Source organism: Halomonas sp. ANAO-440 (assembly GCF_019915905.1).
Lineage (GTDB): Bacteria > Pseudomonadota > Gammaproteobacteria > Pseudomonadales > Halomonadaceae > Halomonas > Halomonas chromatireducens.
The window spans coordinates 1-24,510 of record NZ_JAHXBV010000026.1; the positions used below are offsets into that span (position 1 = coordinate 1).

The window sequence follows — 24,510 nt, forward strand, 5'->3', positions numbered from 1 at the left end:
ATTGGCAGCTGCGGCTTGAAAATGTGTCCGCTCTGACTTGACCAGAACACCATGATCGATCCCTTCGAAATCGGCTTGGCTATAGCTTAAACCAGTGTCTTGATTTCGGGGTCCACTATAGGTATCAATGAAATCGCCCCGAAGCGGGGCGATTTCAACAGCGATCCATCGTTAAGTGTTTCTTTGATACGGCCTGCCGAGACCAACGGTTAACTACGCTGGGAATTAGCCGAAGGCGGGCTCGTTCGCTGATGTGAGTTGGTGCTGCCGGCGATGCAAAACGGCACCTCCCATGGTAGTAACTTTGAAGCTACGCACGAGCTTGGCCATGTCACCCGCCTGATCATCGAGCGAGCGACTGGCGGCAGCCACCTGTTCAACGAGCGCTGCATTTTGCTGTGTAACCTCCTCCAACTGAGAGACGGCCTGGTTGATCTGCTCGATGCCAGCGGACTGTTCGCCGGTAGCCGCTGACATGTCACGGACCAGATCGGCTACCTGGGTGACCTTGAGGGCGATGGTCTCCAAGGCGGTGGTGGTCTCGTTGACCAGCGACTCACCCTCGCTGATGCGGGCTACATTGTTGTCGACCAGCCGGCGGATCTGCTCAGCCTCTTCGGCACTGCGGCCAGCGAGCTTGCGCACCTCCTGGGCTACAACAGCGAAGCCGCGACCATGTTCGCCGGCCCGGGCGGCCTCGACAGACGCGTTGAGCGCCAGAAGGTTAGTCTGGAAGGCAATGCTATCGATGGCAGCCACGATCGACGTCACCTCCTGGTTGGCAGTGTGGATTTGCTGCATCGCCTGACTGGCACGCTCGGCTACACCGGTAGCATCTGAGGTTTCCTGGCTCACCTCGCCGGTCATGGTCTCGGCCTGACGGGCATTGTCGGCGGTATTGCGCACAGTCGCGGTGATCTGCTCCATGCTGGTGGCGGTTTCGACCAATGAGGCGGACTGCTCTTCCGTTCGCTGAGCCAGGTCCTGGTTGCCCTGTGAGATTTCGCCGCTGGCAACTTCGACGGATAGAGCGTTGTTCTGGATGTTACCGACAAGGGCCTCCATCCCATCGGATGCCTTGTTGAAGGCAGCATAGAGGCGTGACAGCTCGTCACTCCCGGGGACGTCAAGGCGCCGGGTCAGATCACCGCCGCGCTCCTGGATATCCTGAAGGTTGTGATGCAGTGGGCGCAGCAGACTACGCACGACCAGCAGGGATAGCACAAGTGCCGCGAAGCCAGCGATGGCTGCCATGAGCAGGAAGCCAGTCAGGTCCCGACGTGCGTCATTTCTCAAGACCGATGCCTCGTTGAGGACGTTGGCCGAGACCGCGTCTTCGACTTCCTTCATGCGATCGAGCTTGAGGGTCTGCTGATCGAACCAGCCCTCGGAATCGATGCCGAAGAAACCTTGGACACCGCGGTCGATCGCGACCTGGCGCATCTCGGCAAGACGCTCCATGTCCGGACCGGAAAGCAGGCGGTCGAGTAATTCGCGTTGCTCGGCATTGGCCATGGTGTGGAAGGTGTCATGATAAGCCTCTTGACGACCGAACAGGGTCAACATGCGCTGGTAGGTGGAACCAGCCATGACGTTGATGCTGAAGGCATTGGTGAGCATGGCCCGCTCAACGCCCGCCAGGTCCTTTGCCTTGAGCAAGCCAACGTAGGCGCCAAGTTGAAGCGTGATGTCGTCATCTTCAGCAAGGTGCGCGATTCGCCCGATCATGGTGATCAAGGCTTCATTGAACTCCGTATAGAACGCGGTGGCCAAGTCGCTGTTGGCTGAGAGATCGAGGACTTCGCGACGCATGTCAGCAACTGTGGCGAGCTGGCTTTCAATGGCGCTGGCGCGTTGAGCAAAGGCCTCATCGATTGATGCAATGTCCATCTCGGACAGTGTGTTTTGGAGAGCCTGAATAGCAAGATCGGTCTGCGGGTGCTGGGCCGACAGCCGGTTTCCGAAACTGTTACCGCCACTGCCGATATAGCCGACGGACATGCCACGCTCTCGCTGCAACTCGTGTACCAGATTACCGGCATCAGCTGACAGCTCAGCGAGCTCCGACAGTTCGGTCATGTTGGTGGCGAGTTGCTGGCGATCCAAAATGCCGATGCCGGCAAACCAGAGCATGGCCAGTACGGGCAGCGACAGCACAAGGATGAACTTCCCGCTCATGGGAAGACGATTTAACAGGTGCATCATGGTGGGAATCTCCAGCCCTGCTTACGGGGAAGGTATGAGGCGAGCTTGATGCAGTGCAGCATCATTACCTGGATGACAAGGTGATCCAACAGAGGATCTGCGCGCATGCAATATCGTCCACAGATATCTATTCCTGAGTCACCGGCGAACCAGTAGAGGATTTCGCTGATACACGTCAATTAGTGGAGCGATTTTTCGGAATTTTATCGGCAGGACGTCACGATGGACGCCGAGGATCGATTACGTCCCATGGCGATGACTTGAGGAGAGGTTCCGACCGACAAAGGTTTTCGAGGCCTGCATGGCCTCGAAGCCGGCCGATGCCGTTTTACTGTGAGGTCGCCTGAGGGAAGGAGAGGCCAACGCCTAGTTACGCTGCCATGGCGGCAATCTCTTACAACAAAGCCCGCCCTGGCTCACATCCAATACCCAGGGCCACCACTATTCTGAACAGGAATGGAAACCATGAGTGGCGATCACAATGAAACGGATAAACTACAGCCAGCAGGGCATCGAGATTGAACTGGTTCTCACCAGGGATCCGTTCAACTGTGAGTGGCTTGCCGTAGCGCGATGGGAAGCGAGTCCCGGCGCCATCGCCTCACTGCACTCCATGCCTGCGCTGCGCGCTACCGCCTCGGAAGCGGACGCCTGGGATACGGCGAAGGAGTGGGCGAACCGGCTCGTCAGGGAGGAGTGGCTCAACTCCACTGGCTTCGCCGCCGCAACATCGTCTGGAACTCATGCAGGCTATGACATGCGCTCCACCCACCTTCCCTGACCGGCCCTCCCTGCCTGCATACGCATGACGGCATTCTTTAGCTTCAGAAAATTAATCCCTATCAAGCCCGCCTGCAGGAGAGTCCTGACAGAGCCGTAGACGCCTGCATGCCATTCCATGAAGACAACGGACCTGGAACCTTGGAATCCGGGTCAACCTTACCGACAGCAACCATCAGTAACCACATCCCTGGCCCATCACGCTTGACGCCGGACGCCACTACTGTCCATACAGAAGGTAGGCAGAGAGTAGTGGAACCACACTAGCCACACACATGGAGGTCAGCATGAAACGGATTCTCGAGCATGCCGCAGTCTGGCTATTACGTGTCATGGAGAGCCACGAAACCCGTCAACCGCAGACGCAGCACGCCTGGTGCTGCTATCGAGCAGACCGCAACTGCCCCCCGGGGGATAATCGACGTCACTGATATGGCAACAGCCGCCACTCCCTCGCCCCGCTCGATTTGGCGGCTTTGGGCGTGGCGGCCCTGCCCTGAGCCAGCGCCAATAGCGGCCGATACCAGAGCCAGAGGAAAGGCACATGCAAGACATCAAGCTCCCGTCCGCCCTGCTCCTGCTCCTGTTCGGCTTGACCGGCACTGCCATGCTTCACGCCGGGGAGTGCGAACCCGACGCCAGGCAGCAGGCGATGCTGGAACGTGTTAACGAGGCGCGTAGCGAAGACCGTCAATGCGGCGACGAGGCATACGAGGCAACGCAATCCCTGGCATGGAGCTGCCGCCTCGCGGAGGCCGCCAAGGCGCATTCCCAAGACATGGCAAAAAACGAGTTCTTCGGACATACCGATGCCGACGATGTCGGCGTCAATGAACGAGTCAACGATACCGGCTATGACTGGATGGCGGTCGGCGAGAATATCGCCGCCGGCCAGGCCGATGTCGCCGAGGTCATCGAGGGCTGGCTTTCAAGCCCGGGCCACTGCGCCAATATCATGAGCGACCAATTCACCGAGATGGGAGCGGCTGTCGTCGAAGCGGAGGACTCGGAGTACTCCCCCTTCTGGACCCAGGTCTTCGCCCGGCCCCGCTGAAGTTAATGAACGCAATTACAGTCGAATACCCGCTTGCGCAATTTCTGCGCAAGAGAGGAGTCACTCTCCTCCAACGCTAACCCCGCCGCTGTAGGAGGACGCTATAGCTCCGGTCCGACGCATCGGCGACTGGTGGCCGCAGGACTCCCGGCGGTGTTGCCGATTTAGCGGCTAGTGCTGACGCCGCGGCCTCCGCCGAGGCGCCTGACGGCGCCAGTCGCGATGCTGAGTCGGAGCGCCGAACCCAGCGCTCCAACAGCTTTCTTTCATGCCACGGTGGCCGCCGCCGGGGCGCCTATCGGGACCAGTCCCGATGGGAACTCGGAGTGCCGAAGCGAGCGCTCCATCAGCTGTTCTTTCCTACGCTCCGTCGCACAAACGCGCGTGATGGTTAATGTGGCCGAAAAGTCGGGAACAGAGGAGAGAAAATAAAAGCAAGGTCTAGCGGGGAAAGCGGGAGAAGAGGAAATGCAGGACCCTCCCTGGTCCGGTTGTTACGATAGAACCAGGACTAACGAATATAAGCAGCCAGGGCTTGCTGGGCTGCCTGCTGGGCAATGGCGTGTGAAACCCAGTGATCCAGCACTTCACTACTCAGGCTGGCGACGTGTTGTGCATTTGGCATGACGCATCTCCTGTTGGGTGACCAAAAACATCATGCCCCATTGTTGTCGACATTTCATCACGATTGCGACAATTTGCACCAAGAAGGCGCAGCCTTACCATTCCCGCCCTCACAGCAGAACAATGTTACATAATAGTGCATGATTTTACCCAACGCCGGGCCAAGTACAGCGTGAAACCGCCAACGCCGGCAGCCCCTGCGCCGAGGCGCCTATCGGCGCCAGTCGCGATGGAAACTCGGAGCGCCGAACCGAGCGCTCCGACTATGATTCTCTCCCCCAACGCGAACCCCGCCGCTGCAGGAGGAATCTGTCGCTCCGGTCCGACGCATCGGCTACTGGAGGCCGAAGGCCTCCCGGCGGTGTAGTCCATCTTGGCGAACACTACCCTACTCCAACGGTTCACCTTTATGCACCACGTCGACTTGCTGCTGCTGCCTTGTCCACTTCCCTTGAGGCTTGTCGATGTACTGAAAGTGTTCATTGGTGAAGTTGCCCTGGTTGCAGGTATAACGATAGAGCCGGGTGCGGATGGCATCACGGGAAAGCACCTTATTGAACACGCCAGGCCCGGTCAGCTCGAAGATATTCTTTTCACTATCGTCCTCGATATTCTCGCGTATCGCCTCAACCACGCGCTGCAGATGGGGGTTGTCCGGGATGCTGGCGATAAAGTAGTTACTGATATCACCGCGCTTGGTCGCAATGAACAGCTCATCGAATGCCGGCTTGACGATCCGGTCCAGCGGCCAAACCAAATGCGCATCGATATCCAGATACACGCCGCCGTTTTTTTGCAACACCAGAACGCGCCAGTAATCCGCCTGGGCCGCCCCCACCTGCAGCCTCGAATACGTGGCAAAAATCTCCGGCGAAAAATTCGCCTCAATGAACGATGCTCGGGCCTCCGTTATCAGAAAACGATACTCGTAGCACGGCGCCAGCAAGCGGTTGCAAAGGTAATTTAGGTAGACCGGCAGGGTCGCCCGGTTGGTGAAATTGGTCTGCCATAGCGTTCGAGGAATCCGTGAGCTACGCCGGGAACGCCAGAGCGGTGCCGCCCGCTCGGGGATGATGAAACGCTTGTGCGGGAAGAGGTAGTGAAAACCATACGCAGCCACCTTTGTGGTATTGGCCAGCAGCTTCAAGACTCTGGCGAAAGCCAGCACACCGATGTTTCTCACTCAGCCTCCCTAACGCGGTTGATGGCCCGCGTGCCGTCATCAGGCACGACAGGCGAATCGTTGTTCAATTCATTCTAATCATGGCAAGACCCGTCGCTCGCCTGCTACACCTTAATTGGAGAAGGATACCTCAAGGCCCTGCAGCTAGGGCCAGAATGGAAAGGAGAATGTGATGCAACGCCTGTACTTTCTGATACCCGACAAGGAAACCACCTCGGTCATCGTCGACGAACTCAACTCGATGGGCTTGACCAAGGACGAACTACATGTGGTCGGCAAGGACTGGCGCCCCCTGGAAAAGGAGGGAGTACCGGTCGCGAGCCTTATTCAAACATCGGATGTGGTAAATGCCTCGAAACGCGGCGCCATCGCAGGAGCGGTACTCGGCCTGATCCTGGGCCTGATCGCCCACTTTATGCTCATCGACACGAATATTGTCTGGATTACCCTTGGCATGATCGTGTTTGGCACGCTGTTTGGCGTGTGGGCCAGTACGATGGTCGGCGTTTCGGTACGCGACGTCAAAGTCGGCAAGTACGATAAAGCGATCAAGCGAGGTGCCATGCTGCTGATCATCGACGTACCCGACGAACAGGAAGAGGTATTCAAGAATACAATCAAGCGTCACCACTCCGACGTCATCATCGACAAGATAAGCACCAAGGACCAGAAGCAAAACGTCCCTGAAGGACACTGAGCCCGACCCACCACCGTCGTGCCCTTTTTCAGGGCACCTCCCGGCGCCAGCCGCGATGGGAAATCGGCGCGCCGGACCGAGCGCTCCAACAACGTTTTTTTCCACCAACGTTGCCACGCTGCTGTTGGAAAAGGGATGGACCCGCACCTCCCTGTACCAAAATGAGTTTTAAACGCCATCTTAGGTGCGCGGGGCACCAACCGGCATCTTGAAGAGAGATTGCGCAGGTACGAACGTAGATGGCAGGAGGTCAGACAGCCTCTTCGGTACGCTGTTAAGATGTGTGGTCCGATGTTGAGGCCGAATCGGAGACCAGCTCGGAGACCGCGCATCCCATCGTGGCCAACACAGAACGGTATCACCAACTGGTCGCATGATACGGCTTTCGCTACAATGCCATTCTCAGCACTGCATTACTGGAGCACGGAATTGCAACCGAAACGTTTTGCCTTTGTCATCTCAGATCTGTTCGGTGGTGGCGCTCAGAAATCTTTGCTTTATACGGCAGATGGACTGCGGCAACGTGGGCACGAAGTGATTATATTCACACTGCGCGAGCGGGTGGAACATCGCATTCCCGACGGCCTTGAGATAATCAACCTAGCGGTCATCAATAAAGCAACCAAGGCACTCAACACCGTCCTGCTGGAAAAGTGGCAAGCTCGTCAGATCGCCAAGGCACTGGAGGCTTACCAAGCTGATGTCGTGCTGTCATGCTCCTGTGATCGAATCACAAGGCACCTACATCATCACAACCTCCATTTCTGGGTGAAGAGCGACTCTTCAGCTCAGCTTAGTCATTCACTGAAGCGGAAAAAGGCATTCGCAAAACAGCAAAAATATTACAATGGGCGTAATGTTATTGCCGTTTCACAAGGCGTCGAAAAAAACTTGCAAGATATCGTCGGCGTCAAACCTCACAGTATCCAGACCATATACAACCCTTATGAAAGAGAACCCTTTATTAATATGGCAAGCGAGGATGCTGACCTCCCCTTCGACAACTACTTCATACATGTAGGCGCCTTCACTAACGTCAAGCGACAAGATCGTTTGCTGCGTGCTTATCACAAGAGTTGCGTCAAAACTCCTTTGATACTGATTGGCAAGGGCGAGACGGAAGGCAAGATCCGTGAGCTTGTGACCGAACTTGGGCTTGATACGAAAGTCGCACTTCTTGGCTACAAGGAAAATCCGTACCCTTACATACAGGGCGCGAAAGCGCTGATTCTCACTTCCGATTCCGAAGGACTACCTCGCGTCTTGATTGAAGCCCTGATGTTACATACCCCTGTAGTGAGCGTCGATTGCCCTAGCGGCCCCAGAGAAATCCTCACCGGTGCGCTGGCCGACTACCTCGTCGATCAAGATGATGAGACAGCCTTGGCAGAAGCGATTGCACGCATGGACCATAGCCCTGTCGAAGTGGACAAGCGTTACTACCAGCAATTCTTGGCCGAGAACGTTCTTCCGCACTTTGAGGCACTATAAGGCACAGGATATTGACTGAATAAAAAATTCATTCTTCGGATTACCAACACGAGGCATTGTGATAAAATAATTGTATATATTGCTTGACAATAACCTCAGGCATGAAAGGCGAATAATGCTCTGCCCGGATAGCTGGCGGGCTTGCTATTGTCTCCGCAATTCGTCGACCCAGCATCTCCCCATCATCAAGTGGTACCAAACAGGCTGAAAGCCCACCCGTAAGAATCTCTCTTGGGCCTGATGGGCAATCGGTACTGACGACAGGCGTTCCGCATACCAGAGCTTCAGCAATCACCCGGCCGAAGCCTTCATAGTCTGATGACAGAACGAGCAACCGTGCATGATGAATATACGGGTAAGGATTCGGCTGCTTGCCCGCGAAGGATACCCGTTCTGCAATATGGATCGAAGCGGCAAACTGCCTGGCTTCATCCACCTCTCCATCGCCAACCACCACCAAGCGTTGGGAAATACCACTAGCCTTATATGCCTGGAACAGTCTGTCATAACGCTTCTGTCGCTTATCCAGGCGACCGACAAAGACGATGAAATCCTCATACGGAACGGGCTCTTGCATAGCCAGCTGTATGGCACTCGCATCAATGATGTTATGAACGACCTTTAATTCAGCAGGAACGATGCCAAGCTCAGCCAAAGAATGCTGTATACCTTGTGAAATGCACAGCACCCGGCGCCCATGATACAGATGGCGGAGCCGTGCGACCCTTCCCGATCGCCGTGAACCTGTCAACTCAGCGCCAGGATCGGTGCGAATACAGAGCCATGCCCTGTCAGCCAGACAAGAACGAATGGCCACCTGATGGCTATAGTGCATATTCGCAACTATCAGGTCGAAGGGCTGGGACTGACTGGCAATCCAATCATTCAGGCGAAGGGCATGAAGATTATAGCGCCGAAACTTCTGCCAAGGACCACGGTAGGTGAAGCCCACGACGTGAAAGTCTACGCCTTCGGGGGGCTCATGCCAGACCTTATTCTGAAGGGATACGATCGTCACCGAACAACCACGTGCAGCAAGAGCTGAAGCCAAGGCAAGAATGGAAATCGGTGCCCCACCGCCGCCGAGATGATCCGTTATGAAAAGGACCCGGTTCATGATGCCCTATGCCCTAATGTCAGCTCCGTGATTTGCAAGTGCTCTGCTGGCATCAAACAGAACCAACTGCCCGTTGACAACCAGTTTGAAACGGTACCGATCAACGTATAGGCACCGCCAAAAAAAGCGGTATAGCTCAGGGGCATAAGTAGCTTGGAAAATAACAGTTTGACCCCCGCAGCCCACTCCTGAATGGTCGGTATGAACATCGCCACTACGGTGGTTTTGTTCATGAAAGCGCCAAGACCGGCAGTGAGAACCAGGACGCAACTGACTTCAGGCATGCAGCGCCCCGCTTAATGCTTTCGTCCAGCGTTCATCGCGCTGGCCACAGACAATAAAATACGGGTTGAGAACGCTATCTTGCTGGTTGCAGCGTAACGGCTCGAGAGTTTCAGCGTTGAGCACCTCCCCGCCGGCGGCAGTGACCACGGCCTGGGCGGCGGCGGTGTCCCATTCGCTGGTGGGGGCCAGCCGCGGGTAAAGGTCGGCCTTACCTTCAGCAACCAGGCAGAGCTTGAGCGAACTGCCCATGGAGACGCACTCATGGGCAGGCAGCCCGGCACGGAAGGCGTCGAAGGTTTCGGCCCCATGGCGGCGGCTGCCAACCACTTTCCAGGCTTCGGTTTTGGGGTTGGGTAGATCACGCACCCGGATTGGGCTCTGCTCACCCTTCCTGCACGTGAAGGCGCCCTGCCCGACCTGGCCCACCCAGGTTGTGCCGCCCGCGTCGCCCACTGCAGGGGCATGCACGATGCCAAACACCGGTACGCCCTCTTCGATCAGCGCCACGTTGAGGGTGAACTCGCCGTTCTTGTTGACGAACTCCTTGGTGCCGTCCAGCGGGTCGACCAGCCAGTAACGGCTCCAGGCCTGGCGTGTGGCGTAGGGTATCTCAACGGACTCCTCGGAGAGCACCGGCACCCCGGGTGTGAGATCGCCGAGCAGTGCCACCAGGGCGTGGTGAGAGGCCATATCCGCTTCGGTCAACGGGCTCTGGTCGTCCTTGGTTTCGACCGTGAAGTCACGCTGGTAGATCGCCATTACCTCGCGGCCTGCGGCATGCACGCCCTCGATCAGGTGAGTGCGTAGTTCATTCGTAACGAAGGCAGACAAAACAACTCCTTATTTAAAACTGCCACACCAGCGGTATCAGCCCAATGGCCGTTGCACCAACGAGAAGACTGAGCGGTGCGCCAAGGCGCAGGTAGTCGCTGAAACGGTAGCCGCCGGGCCCAAGCACCATGAGGTTGGTCTGGTAGCCCAGCGGGGTCATGAAACTGGCCGATGCGGCGAACATGATGGCGATAACGAAGGGCATGTAGCTGACGCCAAGCTGGTCGGCGACGGCCACGGCTATCGGAAACATCAGCACCGCCGCTGCGTTGTTGGTGATCAGCTCGGTAAACATGACGGTCATGATATAGACCAGTGCCAGCGCCGCCCAGGGGGCCAGGCCGTCGATCAGCAGCAGCCATTGAGCGATCTGCGCCGCAGCGCCGGTTGTGGTCATGGCGGCCCCCAGGGCGAAGGAGGCGGCAATCACGATCAGTACCGAGAGATCGAGGTAGCGGCGCGCCTTGCTGGCCGGTACGCAGCGCGTTGCCAGCATGGCACCACCGGCAAGCAAGGCGGCCTCGAGGATGCTGAGCAGCCCCAGCGCACTGATCACGACCATGGTCGTGAGAATACCGAGCGCCAGCGGTGCCTTGCGAAAATCCGGCGGGGTGGAGTCGTTCAGCGAGCTGACCAGCAGGAAGTCCTTGCGATAGCGGTACTGGTCGACGAAATCTTGCGTGGTTTCCAACAGCAGGGTGTCGCCTACCTGGAGCGTGACGGCCCCCAGCTTACCGGGAATACGCTTGCCGTGGCGCGAGATGGAGATGATCACCGCCTGGTAGCGCGAGCGAAACCGGGATTGCTTGACCGTTTGGCCCAGGCCACCGAAGTCGGGGCCGATGACTGCCTCGACCAGGCAACGCTTGTGGTGGGCAATATCGAGCTTATGGATATCGCCACCGGCCGGGTTGATGCCGTTGATGCGCCGTAGCTCGCGAGCGCACTCGGGAGCACCGATGAAGATCAGGATATCCCCGGCCATCAGCTCGGTTTCAGGCGGCACGGCGGTCAGCAGTCGCCCATGGCGCTCGATATCGGCCAGGTAGCCGTGGGTAAGGCTGCGCAGGCCGGCTTCAGCTATCGATTTGCCGACCAGCGGGCCCTTCTCCGCGACGCTGACCTCCACCGCATACTCACGTGCGCTTTCCAGTTGCTCCAGCACCCCTTGGCGGTCAGGCAGCAGGCGCTCGGCAAAGAGATACAGGAAAACCCCGCCTACCAGCACCAGCGGAACGCCGATCCAGGCCAGCGAGAACATCGCGAGTTCCACCCCCTTCTCGCTCTGCAGCAGCCCGTTGACGACAAGGTTGGTGCTGGTACCAATCAGCGTGCAAGTACCGCCGATGATGGCAGCATAGCTGAGAGGCATCAGCAGCTTCGACGGCGGCAACTTGAGTCGCGCGGCCCACTCCTGAATGGCCGGTATGAACATCGCCACTACGGTGGTGTTGTTCATGAAAGCGCTGAGCCCGGCAGCAGGAAGCAGGACGCGAAGCTGGGCCTGCTTGAGCCGCTGCGGTTGCCCCAGCAGCAGGTGGGCAATCCACTGAATGGCCCCTGTTTCCTTTAGCCCGGCCGCCACCACATACAGCACGGCGATGGTCATGACGCCGGGGTTGGAAAACCCCACCAGCGCTTCACCGGGCGTGAGAATGCCTGAAACGATCAGGAAGGCCATTGCCGCCATCAGCACGACATCGGGCGCCAGGCGGCTGAGTGCCAGGGTAGCCAGAACCGTAACGACGGTGACGAGCGTGATTAAGGCAGAGATTTCCATTCAGGGCATCACACCGCTACTGCCGCCCCACCGAGTAGTACGTAATGCCCTTCACCGCCATCCGCCTGGGCTCGAACATATTCCGCCCGTCGAAGATCACCGGCTCGGCCAGCTGTTCCTGGATCAGGTCGAAGTCCGGGGCGCGGAACACCTGCCATTCGGTGACGATCACCAGGGCATCGGCACCGCGCAGGGCGGCTTCCTTGGTGCCGCACAGGGAGAGGTCGTCGCGGCTGCCGTAGATGCGTTGGGTCTCTTCCATGGCTTCGGGATCAAAGGCCTGCACCTTGGCGCCGGCTTCCCATAGCGCTTCCATCAGCACCCGGCTGGGGGCTTCGCGCATGTCGTCAGTGTTGGGCTTGAAGGCCAGGCCCCAGATGGCGAAGGTCTTGCCTGCCAAATCGTTATTGAAGTGCTTGCTGATCTTCTGGAACAGGGTGGTCTTCTGGTCCATGTTGCGGGCTTCCACCGCCTTGAGCACCTTGGCGTCGAAGTCGATGTCGCCAGCGGTGCGGATCAGCGCCTGCACGTCCTTGGGGAAGCAGGAGCCACCATAGCCCACGCCGGGGTAGATGAAGTGGTAGCCGATACGCGGGTCGGAGCCGATGCCCTGGCGTACCATTTCGATATCGGCGCCCAGGCGCTCGGCCAGGTTGGCCATTTCGTTCATGAAGCTGATCTTGGTGGCCAGCATGCAGTTGGCGGCGTACTTGGTCAGCTCGGCGCTGCGCACGTCCATGACGATCACCCGGTCACGGCTGCGGTTGAAGGGGGCGTAGAGCTCGCGCATCACGTCTTCGGTCTGCTTGCTGGAGGTGCCGATGATGATGCGGTCGGGCTTCTGGCAGTCGGCGACGGCGCTGCCTTCCTTGAGGAACTCCGGGTTGGAGACCACGTCGAAGCGCAGCTCCTTGCGGCCGCGGGCTTCCAGCAATGAGTCGACCTTCTCGCGCACCTTGTCCGCGGTGCCCACCGGCACGGTGGACTTGTCGACGATGATCTGGTCGCGCTCCATGTGCTCGGCAATGGTGGCGGCCACGGCCAGCACGTACTTGAGATCGGCGCTGCCGTCTTCATCCGGCGGGGTGCCCACGGCGATGAACTGCACCTGGCCGTGCTTGACGCCGGCGGCGGCATCGGTGGTGAACTCCAGCCGACCGGCGGCGTGGTTCTCCTTCACCAGCGGCTCCAGGCCGGGTTCAAAGATGGGGATGTCGCCCTGTTTCAGGCGTTCGACCTTGTCGGCGTCGACATCCACGCAGATCACGTGATGCCCAACGTCAGCCAGAATGGCACCTTGCACCAGCCCTACGTATCCCGTACCGAAAACCGTAACGTTCATGTCATCCCTGTTTGCGAGTCTGCGAATTGATGTGCCCCAGGCACGCTACAGCCCGGGGATTGAACCGGGCGCATTCCCATACCCTGAGTGACCATCGCCTCTGCCGATGGCAGAGTGCCTTCCCTCTCGGTCAGGCCGATATTCTACGCGATGGCCGCACTCCGGCTCTATGCGGCGGCTGGTAATGAAAGGTAAGTATAGAGGCACTTGGTGGGCTGGCTGCTGGAGTATGGTGAATATCATGCGGCGGCTTAGACCAGTGCCTGAGTGCCTTCATCCATCCCTGCACTTATCGCAGCACTCTCGGCGAGGAAATCACTGCCCGACGTCACCTGAAGCGCGTGCCCTGCCCCTTCGGCCCATTCCAGTAGCTTGGCCTTAAGGGCGGCTTGGGCGCGGGGGTCGCCGTGTACCAGGCGCACTTCCCGGGGCGGGTGGCGCATGCGGCGCACGAAGTTGAGTAGATCAAACTGGTCGGCGTGGGCCGAGTAGCCGCTCACGGTTTCCACCCGGGCGCGGATGTCGATGCGCTGGCCGTCCAGCCCCACCCAGCCGCCGTTGGCGCCATGGCGCTGGATGTCGCGGCCGGGGGTGCCGTGGGCCTGGTAGCCGGTGAACAGGACGCAGTGGCGCTCGTCGGCCAGCATGCGCTTGAGGTAGTTCACCACCCTGCCCCCGCTGGCCATGCCGCTGGCGGCGATGACCACTGCCGGGCGGTGGCTCTCGGCCAGGTAGTCGACGGTGCGCTCGTGGGCTTCGTGATCGTCCACGGTGTAGAGGTTCTCGAAGCTGAGCGGATGACGGCCGCTACGCAAGCGGTTGTGTGCCTCGGCGTCCCACCAGGGCTTGAGTTCGCGGTACACCTCAGTGAAGCGGGCGGCCAGGGGCGAGTCGACGATGATCTCGAGCTCGCGCCAGCAGTCGCTTCTTGCGTTGTGTATCAGCCCTTCCAGTTCGTAGAGCAGCTCCTGGGTGCGACCAACGCTGAAGGCGGGGATCACCACGGTGCCGCCGCTCTCCAGTGCCCTGTCAATGGCGGCCTTGAGCCGGTCGCGGCGGTGGCGCCTGTCTTCGTGCAGGCGATCGCCGTAGGTCGATTCCAGTACCAGCACGTCGGCGCGATACGGCGGCTTGGGCGCGGGCAGCAGCGGCGCATGGGGTGCGCCCAGGTCGCCGGAGAAGACGGAGCGCTGGCTTTTGCCGCTGGCCTTGTGCTGGGTATCCACTTCAACGTAGGCGGAACCGAGGATATGGCCGGCACGCTTGAGTTTGACCTTGATGCGGTGGCGCTCGTCGTCGATGACGGTGTGCCAGGTCTTGTAGTCGATGGCGACCAGGCGGCCTTGCACCTCTTCCAGGAAGCGCTGGATCAGGGCGCGGTCGCGGGTGAAGCCGACCTTGAGCGCATCCTCTATGACCAATGGCAGTAGCCGTGCCGAAGGTATCGAGCAGAGAATCGGCCCCTTGTAGCCCGCCGCCAGCAGATATGGCAGCCGACCGATGTGGTCGATATGCACGTGGGTGACCACCAGGGCCAGCACGTCCTCCACCGAAAAGCGCACGGTGTGCTGCTCGAGGCTGTCGAGATGATCGGCATCCTGGCCCTGGAAAAGGCCGCAGTCGATCAGCAGTGCCCGGTTCGCGGCGAGTTGCAGCCGGTGGCAGCTGCCGGTGACGCCATTCGCGCCGCCGTGATGAAGGATCTGGGGGTAATCGTCCATGAGAAACCTGGGTGCGTTTTTGTAGGAGCGGTGTGATTATTGCCACGGTGGTGGCCGCCGTGGGGCGCCTATCGGCGCCAGTCGCGATGCGGAACAGCGCTCCAACAGAAACCCCGCTATATGAGAAAAAATTGTAGGAGAATCTTTAGATCACGACTGGAGGCCGAAGGACTCCCGGCGGTGTTGAAACGTTACGGGTATCGCCGCGATTGTGGTCTCCGCCGAGGCGCCTGGCGGCGCCAGTCGCGATGGGGACCAGCGCTCCAACAGCTGTTTTGTCATGGCGTGTCAGGCAGTTACCACGCTGTAGGAGTATCTTCAGATCACGACTGGAGGCCGAAGGGCTCCCAGCGGTGTTGGAAACGTTGCGATTTTCGCCAGCGCTGCGGCCTCCGCCAAGGCGCCTTACGCCGCCAGTCGCGATGCGGAGCCGGGGCACGAACCGAGCGCTCCAACGTTGGGTTTCCGTTACCGGTCGACATTGGTCGAACACTGCGTTTCCTCGCTGAACTCGGCCAACTCAGCCTCCGTCAACAAGTTATGCATCCGGATTAGCCGAAGGCACATGAGCGCTCTAGAACGGCTGAAGTGATCAAAGGCATGAGCCATCTCGCGATTACGCGCATGGATTAAGCCATACAACTCCCCGTAGCGCTCATGAGCCGTCGCATCCTGGTTTGAACAGATCTGCTGACACTCATCCAGCACGCGCTGCGAAAACCGCTCCAGTGCGACTGCCCGAAGCCGCTTGAAGGCTTTCCAGTCGGACTCTCGGATGCTCATGACAGTCTTCCTATACAAGATCCAACAGCTGTTCTTTCATACCATAGCGGCGCAGCCGCGCCGCTGTGGTGGAATATCCTGATGCTAGCCTAAGCGCTCGACAGTCCTTCTTCCGCCACCACATTCAGCAATTTCTTGTCGAGAATCAGAAGCTGGAGGTCGTGAACCAGTGCAGTAGCGGCGATGATCGCATCGGGCAATTTAATTTTTCGAGACTGGCGGAGCTCGATGGGAACCCAAGCAACTCCATCCGCGTAATGGCGCTATAGCAGCTTTGAGATAGGTGAATCCCGCGTGCGGATACATCCGCCAAAACATCAGGATTTGACTTCAACAAGCCGAGAATGTAGTTGGTATCCAGAAGAAACTCAGCTCCATTCGTCACGCAGCCGCTCCTGAATCTTCCACTCATCGCCAGCGAAAGTGGATGAGGTTTCCAGCCCCCCCTTCAGATCTATCAACAGATCATCTTTTTGTGTCTCTTGGCCCACGTGATGCTTGGCCTGGAGAAACTCCACAAAATCAATCACTTCCTGCTGAAGCGGCTCTGGAAGCCTGCTGATCTGTTTAGCGACACGTTCAATTTGATTCATTTTCTTTACCTACTGCTGTAACGGTAAACACAGTATAGGTCATGCGGTTATAGCCACGGCTGCGGCCTCCGCCGAGGCGCCTGGCGGCGCCAGTCGCGATGGGGACCAGCGCTCCAACAACGATTCTTTCCACCGAGGGTGCCACGCCGCTGTAGGAGAAGCTTCAGCTCACGACTGGAGGCCGAAGGACTCCCGGCGGTGTTGGAAACGTTGAGAATATCGCCAGCGCTGCGGCCTCCGCCAAGGCGCCTGCCGGCGCCAGTCGCGATGGGGACCAGCGCTCCAACAGCTGCTTTGTCATGTCTTGGTGGTGGCTGCCAAGGCGCCTGCCGCCGCCAGTCGCGATGGGAGTCGGGGCGCCGAACCGAGCGCTCCTACAGCTGCTTTTTCCTGCCATGGTGGATACACGGCTAAACGTTATAAAACCCGCGGTACCATTCGACAAAGCGCGCTACGCCTTCGTCGACGCCGACTTTCGGGCGGTAGCCGGTGGCTTGCAGCAGGGCTTCGGTGTCGGCCCAGGTGCGGGGAACGTCGCCGGGCTGCATGGGCAGGTATTCGCAGATGGCTTCACGGCCGGTGGCGGTTTCCAGGGAGCGGATGAAGGCCATCAACGATAGCGGTGCGCCATAGCCGATGTTGTAGAGCGAATAGGGAGCAGCGCTCTTGTCCGGGGTGGCGCCGGCTCCGGGCCGCGCGGGGTCGGCCTGGGGTATGACGTCGAGGACACGCACGATGCCTTCGACGATGTCGTCGATGTAGGTGAAGTCCCGCGACATGTCGCCGTGGTTGTAGACCTGGATCGGCTTGCCTTCGAACATCGCCTTGACGAACTTGAAAATGGCCATGTCCGGCCGGCCCCAGGGGCCGTATACGGTGAAGAAACGCAACCCGGTGGTCGGCAGGTCGTACAGGTGTGCGTAGGTGTGGCTCATCAGCTCGTTGGCCTTCTTGGTGGCCGCGTAGAGGCTAACGGGGTGGTCGACGTTGTCGGCGGTATCGAACGGGGTCTTGGCGTTCATGCCGTAGACCGAGCTGGACGAGGCGTAGACCAGATGCTTCACCTTCTGCTGACGACAGCCCTCGAGTACGTTGAGGTGGCCGATCAGGTTGGAGTCGGCGTAGGCGTGGGGGTTTTCCAGCGAATAACGCACACCGGCCTGGGCAGCAAGGTGAATCACCCGGTCGAAGCGCTGGTCGCGGAACAGCGCCGCGATGCCGACGCGATCGCCGAGGTCCATCTTGATGAAGCGCACGTCGTCGCAGCTGGCAGCCAGGTCGTCGAGCCGCGCCTGCTTGAGCGAGACATCGTAGTACTCGTTGAGATTGTCGATACCGACGATCTCGTGGCCCTGTCCACTGAGACGCTTGGCCACGGCATGTCCGATAAAGCCGGCCATGCCGGTGATCAGCAGTTTCACGCGATGTCCCTACCCTGGTGTGTTGACGTCAATTCGGTTTTTCAGCGCTGATGTCGAAATCGCCGAGGCTTGCGACCTCCGCCAAGGCGCCTGCGGCGCCAGTCGCGATGCGGAGTCGGAGCGCCGGACCGAGCGCTCCAACAGCTGTTTTGTCATGCCTTGGTGGCTGCCGAATCGTTCACTCTTTCAGCAGCGCTTCCAGGCTGTCGGCACTCAAGATGCCCTCTGCCCATGCCTCCAACTGGTCGGTGGTGGCACGCTCAAGCCGTTCTCGCGCCCAGGCGGGCAGCTCTCCGAACTTCAGCGTGATCTGCCTGGTAAGCAGTAACAACTCACCTTCCTGACGACCTTCCTGACGGCCTTCCTGACGACCCTTCTCGATTCCGAAACGTTCGGCACTGGTGACATAGGGCATGTGCTGAGCCTCCTCAAAGGCATAGTGTTCGTCGAGGAACTCTCGTTCCAGAGCATCCGGCAGCCGCATCATCCAGTCGATCAGCCGGAACAGCTCAATGATCTGCTGCTTGGCGTAACCACGCTGGTACATCAATCGCGTGAGGTGTGCCTTCCAGCGCTTGAGTTCGTATCCGTTATCAAGCTGCTTGGCCTTCAGCTGGGCCATCACCACCAGCGCAAAGACATTGTCACTGGCTTCCAGTTCAGCCCATCTGACATCAAGATCCAGCAGCTTGGCGACCGGGAAGCGGAAGTCTACTTCACAGCCCCAGCGGCCACGCTGGAAGCGCTGTGGCCGGAAGCCTGGGTTAACGTCTGCCAGCACCGCCAGGCTGACCACATCCACGCCGTAACGATCCAGCAGCCGATAGTGGTAAGTATACATTCTGGCAGCAAAATCGGCCTCGGGTTCACCCTGCACCTCCACGTGGATCAACACCCAGGTCTCAAGACCGTCGTAGGTGTAGACCTTGGCCAGCTTGTCGGCGTAGCGACGGCCATTATCGGCGTCCGCGGTGATCTGCTGAAGTTCCTTGTCGAGAAAGCTATACCCCTTCGACCAGTCAATTTCGGGGTAGATGCCGGGAAACAACAGGGCCATGAACTCAGGGAAGCGCCACTCCAGGGCCTCCTTCCATGGGCTGTCGTGATCCTGCCGAGGGAGTGGATCGCTCATGGAGTCCGCACTCTCATCCTGGAGGTTTCGGGAAGTATCTTCACTTGCAGCAGCGGTATAGGAAACGTTGCGGATATCGCTAGCACTGCGGCCTCCGCCGAGGCGCCTGCGGCGCCAGTCGCGATGCGGAGTCGGGGCGCCGAACCGAGCGCTCCAACAATGATTCTCTCCACCAACGCGCACCCCGTCGCTGTTGGAGTATTTTTAGATCCGGTCCGACGCATCGGCGACTGGAGGCCGAAGGACTCCCAGCGGTGTTGGAAATGTTGCGGTTTTCGCCAGCGCTGCGGCCTCCGCCGAGGCGCCTGCCGGCGCCAGTCGCGATGCGGAGTCGTGGCGCCGAACCGAGCGCTCCAACAATGATTCTCTTCGTAGAGGCGCTTTTCACTTTCCAGGCACGCTACCGCCCGGGAATTGTTCCGGACGTTTCCCTTGCCCTGTTGAAGTATCGATACCAGGGAGAAGATCGGAACAGCAAATTACGAACGTTCAGGGTCGAAGGCGTTCATGAATCCCTGCGTCATGTCACGGTCCTGTGCCGAGCTGACACTCGACTTCCCTTTTGGAGGTATCGCTATTTTAGTTGAACAATTCTACGGGACTCGGCGGGAATGCTCTAGCGCAGCAGTGCTGCCGGAGAACAAAACGCCACATCAACGACAGCGCCAGGCGGCGAGCCGGTTGATCAGGGCGAGAGTGAGCATTACGGCGGCGGCCCAGCCAAGGACGACGATCAGGCTGTGAAAGCCGGCGGGCACGGTGTGGGGTGGGCGGAAGCTCATGCCGTGCTCGACCAGCCGGGCGATCAGGTAGATCAGGGTGGTGACCACGGCCAGGGGCAGCGTCGCGCGCCATTCTGCCAGCCACTGGGTCAGGCGGCCTGGCTCGCGCCTGGTTTTCACGGAAGGCTTCTTGGCGGGCTTGCGCGCCTTGGCTTGCACGGGGCTCTTGGCCGGCTTGCGGGTGGCGGCCTTGCCTCGGCCGCCCTGGCGCCGGCCACCGGGCATGCTGGCAGTCAGCCAGCGTCCTGTGCGCCACAGCACCCAGCCAAAGGTAAACAGCACGGACAGCGCCAGGCTGCCCATCACGACGAAATAGGTCATGTGCGACTCAGGCGGCGATTCAGGCGGTTGCTCAGGCAGCGTTTCAGACGGCTACTCAGGCAGCGTTTCAGGCAACAATTCAGGCGATATGGCCAAGCGACTGCATTGTGCGCAGCAGAAGGGCCACGCTATCTCTGGGTTGAGCATATTCGCTCATCAGCGTTTTCAGGCGCTCTTCGAAAAGGCGCTGACGGGCCTGCTCGTCATCCGCCTCCTGGGCCGCCAGGCTGCGTACGGGCGGTCCGGTGGGGATATCGAGCCTTGAATTGGGCTTTTCCAGCTCGCGAAGCGCTTCTGCGAAGGCATCGTCCAGCTCACGAAACTTACGCAGCTTCTCGCGCTCGTCCATGTGTCGGTTGGGTTTATGCTGTTTCATTAGATTCCGTTAAAGCTCAAGTACTGGACAGTACTCGATTAATGTCTGTCATGAGTATACCGCCATTGATTACCGGAGCGAAACAGAGAAACACATGCATGATAATGATTGCTGTTACCATGTTTCATTATCCCGCCTCCGGTTCTACGCTGAAAAGTATGCACAAACAGTCAATTCGCGTCACCAAACTTGCCTTCGACTCCTGCTACAGCGCATAAAGGTATGCATAAAACCAATAAATACTTCGGGTTGGAAAATTCATGTCACCACCACCCAGCGGCGCCACTAGAAAGCGCCAACAGGAAATGGAAGCAGTAGTCAAGTATTACTGCACACTCCAGCGCAAGGGACCGGATAATGTTCAACGACATGATGCGAGCGGAAATCTGGCTTCAGGAGCATCTGAGTAGCCATGAGGGGATCGATGACCTCGCCAATCGTCTCGGTTATTCGACCTCTCAGGTACGACGTAAGTTCAAGCAATGTTTCGGTGTATCGCCGAGCGCCTATCGCGACATCTTGCGACTGGAAAAGGGCGCCAGACTACTTGCACTAACGCCGTATCGTGTACATACCATCGCCCTACGAAGCGGTTATCAAAATCATTCGGCCTTCAGCCGTGCCTTTCAGCGGCGCTACAATCAAACGCCCCGCCAGTACCGGCAGGCTGCACGTGTGAAGTTGCGCTCGCCCATGTACTGCCAGGCCCACAGTGGCGCACCGCCAGACTTCGATATTCGCAGCCTGCCGCCCCGACAGGCGCTGGTCACCCGGCTCTATGACATGAGCGATGCCAGCAGCCTGGCCAAGCTATACAAGTGGGCACAACTCACAAAAGGAGCCGAGACCTTGCCCGCACGACTACGACAAACCCCTGCCATTGCCGTACTCCACAGCACGCCCCTGCCCTGCGAACTGGACCGCATCGATATCGGCCCGCTGATCGATGAGCAGGCCAGTGCCGGTTTAGCCATCCCCGCCTCTTTCCGTATCCTGGAACTGCCCGAGCAGCGTCACGCCTGCCTTACGGTAGACAGGCCGGAGGAGATACCCCCTGCCTTGCAGTATCTGCTCAGTGAGGGCTTGGCAAAAAAGCGCTGCTATGCCAGCGGCGACCCCGTGGAAGTGCGCCTGATCGAAGAAGGAATGGAAGTACGACTACCAATACTTGTTGCAAGTAGCTGAATGACGCTGAATGCGGATTGACATACCTGAAAACCAACCGGGCCCCTAAGGGGCCCGGCGTGTATAACAGTCATGCAAACGCCAGGAGGGATCACTCCTCAACGCGCACCAGCCAGCTCTCGACCTTGTCTGAGCCATGCTCGTCCTTCCACGCCTTCAGCGTCTTCTGGTTACCACCGCGGGTTTCCACGACTTCACCGGTGTTCGGGTTCTTGTAGATCTTCAGCTTGCGCTTGCGACGACCGCTACCAGTGGCTGCCGATGCCTTGGCGGCGGGCTTGTTGCCCTGCGGGTCCAGCAGGCTGATGACGTCGGCTGAACTCTTGTTGAATTCGCGCATCAGCGCTTCAAGCTTTTCCTTGAATGCCAGCTCGGCTTTCAGGCGGTCATCGTTTTGAAGACGATCCATTTCGGCCTGGAGCTGCTTGAGCTGCTGCTCTTTCTGCATGAATTCACTGAGAAGAGACATAGTGTGTTCCTTGGGTTGGGAGAATTTCACAGGATGCGGCGCCTATAAATACAACAAGCAGCGCTCCATGACAATATGTAGGCTATTTTTATACGCTACATCAGTTTGGCCAAATAGGAGCAAATAGGCAAATATTTGAGCCTCAACGCTCCGGCTACGTATATGGCGCAAACGAGAACGCCGCCCTGGGGCGGCGCGCCGATCTATGATGTTACGGCGTTTCCACAGTGATCAAACGCTGGGGAATCAGTAAAGCACATCGCGGAAAACTTCGTAGACGATGTCGTTGACGATATCCACCAGCAACACATCGGGCCCGACGTGGCGCCATTCATATTCTTCATATTGAGGAAGGTTGCGTACCAGCCGGTCGTCGAACTGCTTGGCAATGCCCGGGGGCAATGGTTTGCCGCGCTCCAGGTTCCTGCGAATGCCCGGCGGCAGGCTATCGCGTGAGCGATCGACGTCGGCCCATTCTCGCCGTTCACCGAAGTAACGCCGTATCTCCCGCTCATCGATTCTCGGCCCATCACGATAGCCATCACGATAACCATCACTACGAGAACGCCGATCACGATTACCATCACTGCCGTAGCGGCGCTCGCGCTCCCAATCGCCACGGCCTTCACGTCGCGACTCGCCATCCCGGCGCCATTCGCCACGCTCGCTCTGTTCGGCGGCCTGCTGGCGGCGCTCAGCGGCCTGGCCGCGCCCCTGACCCTGACCCTGACGGTATTCCTGCCCTTGGCCGCGCTGGCTGTTGCCCTGCCCTTGACCCTGCCCCTGGCCGCGCGGCTCCACCGGCTGCGCGTAGACCTGGGCTGACGCAAGCGCCAGGCTGAGCGCGGTGGCGGCAATGATTGTCAATCCGTTGCGTGTTTTCATACTGTCGACCTCCAGCGGGGTACGTATCGACAGTCTAGGCGGTGAATGCGCAGGGAAGATGGAAGTTGCGAATCGTTCTTTAATGAACCCAAATGGACTGCAGCCGAGGCAGCTCTGTGACGGAACTGCCGCCGCTCCCGTCGTCCATATCGCCGAAGGCCTCATCATAATGAAAACCGCCGGCGCCTTTTACCTCAATGGTACGACCAGCGACCTTACCAAAGAAGTCGCCGCTGCCCGTCACCTCCACATTGGAATAGGGCGCGACAATCTCACCGTAGAAATTAGCGGCACCACCGATGAAGACGCCGGAACGATTATGTGTGCGATCATCAAACGTGGATATGACAGAAAGAATGGGCTCGACTTGGCCATCGCGGGTCCGCGTCGGTTTCTCATCGCCGATCACGATCGCACTGGCTAACCGAAACTCACTTGCAGTGACGACCGTCAGCGTACTACCTTCCGCAATTCGGAAGGAGCCGCCTCCGCCCAGATCGATCTCGCCAGGCACCACCATAACCATATCCACCGGCGTTCCAACGCTGCCGATCTGGAAATCGGCGCTACCCCTGAGTTGGAAGTCGTCGAACTTCACGACACGCTTGCCACCGACAAGTTGGGGTGCCGCAATAGGGTCTAGTGAGCCTGCAGGATCATGCAGCCCATCAGCATCCAGGATAATGGTACGAGAAGATCCCTTGATATCCAGAGAGCCTGAGGAGTCAGGGACGGCATTGCTGTACTGGGCATAGAGGCTGGTCTTCGGGGGCACCTCACAGTCTGCTGCTGTCGGCACGAAAGGCACCTCCTGCAGCCCCTGGGGCCCGCCACTATCGGCATTGAGCGTACCGCCAACCTGATCCGACGGGGTCCTTACTGAATTCACTGCTGCGACCAGAGCATCCCCTTCGATGCGAGATTGCCAGTTCCCCAGGGTCAAGGTGCCGGCAGCCTGGACATCACCATGAATCGTCCCGCTGCTGGAAATAGTGACATCGCCGAGCCCATAAACATTGCCATAGATATTGGCGCCGCCGCCGGCCAGTGTTGCCGTGTCATTGGCCCTGACATCACCATGAATGGCCGCCGAGCCAGTTGCCGTAAATATGCCGCTTGCGGCTACGTTGCCATGGATCGGCGAAGCCCCGGTCACCCTTATCTCCGCCCCTTCGGTTTGCGTACCGACCACGATATTGCTGCGCTGTGCATTGCTGCCACCGTAGCTGCCATCTCGTGAATCATAGCTGTCGATGATACCGCTGCCCTGGACCTGGATGCCCTCACAGCTCAGCAGCCCGCCACCGGAGCTGGTTACGATTTCCGGCAACACCACCAACCCGGTGACGCGCCGCAGTGCCTCGGAGCCCGCTGCTCCGTAATAACCTTCGCTCTCAATACGGAGTAAACGCTCCAGTAACCCCATCTTCTTGAGCTGATCAGCGTCGATCAC

General features: G+C 58.9%; 24 protein-coding genes. 6 read left to right on the plus strand and 18 right to left on the minus strand.

Annotated elements, in window-relative coordinates; genetic code table 11:
• Nucleotides 1–225: 225 nt before the first annotated feature.
• On the minus strand, nt 226–2,205 hold the full coding sequence (locus KZO25_RS16195) for a methyl-accepting chemotaxis protein (protein ID WP_262489085.1): 1,980 nt from the start codon (nt 2,203–2,205) through the stop codon (nt 226–228).
• A 481-nt stretch (nt 2,206–2,686) separates the two neighbouring features.
• Between KZO25_RS16195 and KZO25_RS16200 the strand changes: the two genes are divergently transcribed.
• From KZO25_RS16200 to KZO25_RS16210, 3 genes are all read left to right on the plus strand, one after another.
• Nucleotides 2,687–2,986: a hypothetical protein gene (locus KZO25_RS16200; protein WP_223137764.1), complete on the plus strand. Its 300-nt coding sequence runs from the start codon at nt 2,687–2,689 to the stop codon at nt 2,984–2,986.
• A gap of 286 nt (nt 2,987–3,272) precedes the next feature.
• Nucleotides 3,273–3,416 (plus strand): hypothetical protein, encoded by a 144-nt coding sequence (locus KZO25_RS16205; RefSeq protein WP_223137765.1) that lies wholly within the window; start codon nt 3,273–3,275, stop codon nt 3,414–3,416.
• Nucleotides 3,417–3,529: 113 nt separating this feature from the next.
• Nucleotides 3,530–4,039: a CAP domain-containing protein gene (locus tag KZO25_RS16210; protein ID WP_223137766.1), complete on the plus strand. Its 510-nt coding sequence runs from the start codon at nt 3,530–3,532 to the stop codon at nt 4,037–4,039.
• A 1,012-nt stretch (nt 4,040–5,051) separates the two neighbouring features.
• Here KZO25_RS16210 and KZO25_RS16215 read toward each other — a convergent pair.
• Nucleotides 5,052–5,846, minus strand: coding sequence for a glycosyltransferase family 32 protein (locus KZO25_RS16215; RefSeq protein ID WP_223137767.1), 795 nt, complete (start codon nt 5,844–5,846; stop codon nt 5,052–5,054).
• Between the two features lie 172 nt (nt 5,847–6,018).
• Between KZO25_RS16215 and KZO25_RS16220 the strand changes: the two genes are divergently transcribed.
• On the plus strand, nt 6,019–6,543 hold the full coding sequence (locus KZO25_RS16220; protein ID WP_262489086.1) for a DUF1269 domain-containing protein: 525 nt from the start codon (nt 6,019–6,021) through the stop codon (nt 6,541–6,543).
• Between the two features lie 429 nt (nt 6,544–6,972).
• Nucleotides 6,973–8,034, plus strand: a complete 1,062-nt coding sequence (locus KZO25_RS16225; RefSeq protein WP_223137769.1) for a glycosyltransferase — start codon at nt 6,973–6,975, stop codon at nt 8,032–8,034.
• Nucleotides 8,035–8,074: 40 nt separating this feature from the next.
• Here KZO25_RS16225 and KZO25_RS16230 read toward each other — a convergent pair whose 3' ends face one another.
• The 13 genes from KZO25_RS16230 to KZO25_RS16285 all read right to left on the minus strand — a co-directional run bounded on the left by KZO25_RS16230 (nt 8,075) and on the right by KZO25_RS16285 (nt 20,518).
• Entirely contained in the window at nt 8,075–9,151 is a 1,077-nt protein-coding gene (locus KZO25_RS16230; RefSeq protein WP_223137770.1) for a glycosyltransferase, read from the minus strand.
• Nucleotides 9,148–9,435 (minus strand): SLC13 family permease, encoded by a 288-nt coding sequence (locus tag KZO25_RS16235; protein WP_223137771.1) that lies wholly within the window; start codon nt 9,433–9,435, stop codon nt 9,148–9,150. The genes KZO25_RS16230 and KZO25_RS16235 overlap by 4 nt, the downstream gene beginning before the upstream one ends.
• Complete coding sequence (gene cysQ / locus KZO25_RS16240) at nt 9,428–10,267, minus strand: 3'(2'),5'-bisphosphate nucleotidase CysQ (protein ID WP_223137772.1); 840 nt, start codon at nt 10,265–10,267, stop codon at nt 9,428–9,430. The genes KZO25_RS16235 and cysQ overlap by 8 nt, the downstream gene beginning before the upstream one ends.
• Nucleotides 10,268–10,280: 13 nt before the next feature.
• Entirely contained in the window at nt 10,281–12,047 is a 1,767-nt protein-coding gene (locus KZO25_RS16245; RefSeq protein WP_223137773.1) for an SLC13 family permease, read from the minus strand.
• A gap of 16 nt (nt 12,048–12,063) precedes the next feature.
• Entirely contained in the window at nt 12,064–13,389 is a 1,326-nt protein-coding gene (locus tag KZO25_RS16250; RefSeq protein WP_223137774.1) for a UDP-glucose dehydrogenase family protein, read from the minus strand.
• 251 nt (nt 13,390–13,640) lie between these two features.
• Nucleotides 13,641–15,110, minus strand: coding sequence for an MBL fold metallo-hydrolase RNA specificity domain-containing protein (locus KZO25_RS16255; RefSeq protein ID WP_223137775.1), 1,470 nt, complete (start codon nt 15,108–15,110; stop codon nt 13,641–13,643).
• A gap of 468 nt (nt 15,111–15,578) precedes the next feature.
• Nucleotides 15,579–15,893 (minus strand): hypothetical protein, encoded by a 315-nt coding sequence (locus tag KZO25_RS16260; RefSeq protein WP_223137776.1) that lies wholly within the window; start codon nt 15,891–15,893, stop codon nt 15,579–15,581.
• An 89-nt stretch (nt 15,894–15,982) separates the two neighbouring features.
• Nucleotides 15,983–16,123 carry a hypothetical protein gene (locus KZO25_RS20235; protein WP_410505416.1) on the minus strand — a complete coding sequence of 47 codons (141 nt, stop codon included), beginning with the start codon at nt 16,121–16,123 and terminating at the stop codon, nt 15,983–15,985.
• Between the two features lie 138 nt (nt 16,124–16,261).
• Nucleotides 16,262–16,486, minus strand: a complete 225-nt coding sequence (locus KZO25_RS16265; RefSeq protein ID WP_223137777.1) for a DUF2281 domain-containing protein — start codon at nt 16,484–16,486, stop codon at nt 16,262–16,264.
• A 410-nt stretch (nt 16,487–16,896) separates the two neighbouring features.
• Nucleotides 16,897–17,907 carry an NAD-dependent epimerase gene (locus tag KZO25_RS16270; protein ID WP_223137778.1) on the minus strand — a complete coding sequence of 337 codons (1,011 nt, stop codon included), beginning with the start codon at nt 17,905–17,907 and terminating at the stop codon, nt 16,897–16,899.
• A 178-nt stretch (nt 17,908–18,085) separates the two neighbouring features.
• Nucleotides 18,086–19,039 carry a DUF4351 domain-containing protein gene (locus KZO25_RS16275; RefSeq protein WP_223137779.1) on the minus strand — a complete coding sequence of 318 codons (954 nt, stop codon included), beginning with the start codon at nt 19,037–19,039 and terminating at the stop codon, nt 18,086–18,088.
• Between the two features lie 653 nt (nt 19,040–19,692).
• A complete protein-coding gene (locus KZO25_RS16280; RefSeq protein ID WP_223137780.1) occupies nt 19,693–20,142 on the minus strand; it encodes a hypothetical protein in 450 nt (149 codons plus the stop codon).
• 79 nt (nt 20,143–20,221) lie between these two features.
• Complete coding sequence (locus tag KZO25_RS16285; RefSeq protein WP_262489088.1) at nt 20,222–20,518, minus strand: hypothetical protein; 297 nt, start codon at nt 20,516–20,518, stop codon at nt 20,222–20,224.
• 357 nt (nt 20,519–20,875) lie between these two features.
• Between KZO25_RS16285 and KZO25_RS16290 the strand changes: the two genes are divergently transcribed.
• A complete protein-coding gene (locus tag KZO25_RS16290) occupies nt 20,876–21,703 on the plus strand; it encodes a helix-turn-helix domain-containing protein (protein ID WP_223137781.1) in 828 nt (275 codons plus the stop codon).
• A 91-nt stretch (nt 21,704–21,794) separates the two neighbouring features.
• Here the strand turns inward: KZO25_RS16290 and KZO25_RS16295 are convergent, their stop codons facing one another.
• The 3 genes from KZO25_RS16295 to KZO25_RS16305 all read right to left on the minus strand — a co-directional run.
• Nucleotides 21,795–22,172, minus strand: a complete 378-nt coding sequence (locus KZO25_RS16295) for a histone-like nucleoid-structuring protein, MvaT/MvaU family (protein ID WP_223137782.1) — start codon at nt 22,170–22,172, stop codon at nt 21,795–21,797.
• Between the two features lie 246 nt (nt 22,173–22,418).
• Nucleotides 22,419–23,057, minus strand: a complete 639-nt coding sequence (locus KZO25_RS16300) for an anti-virulence regulator CigR family protein (RefSeq protein ID WP_223137783.1) — start codon at nt 23,055–23,057, stop codon at nt 22,419–22,421.
• A 79-nt stretch (nt 23,058–23,136) separates the two neighbouring features.
• On the minus strand, nt 23,137–24,510 hold a 1,374-nt coding region (locus KZO25_RS16305), incomplete at its 5' end, for a polymer-forming cytoskeletal protein (RefSeq protein ID WP_223137784.1).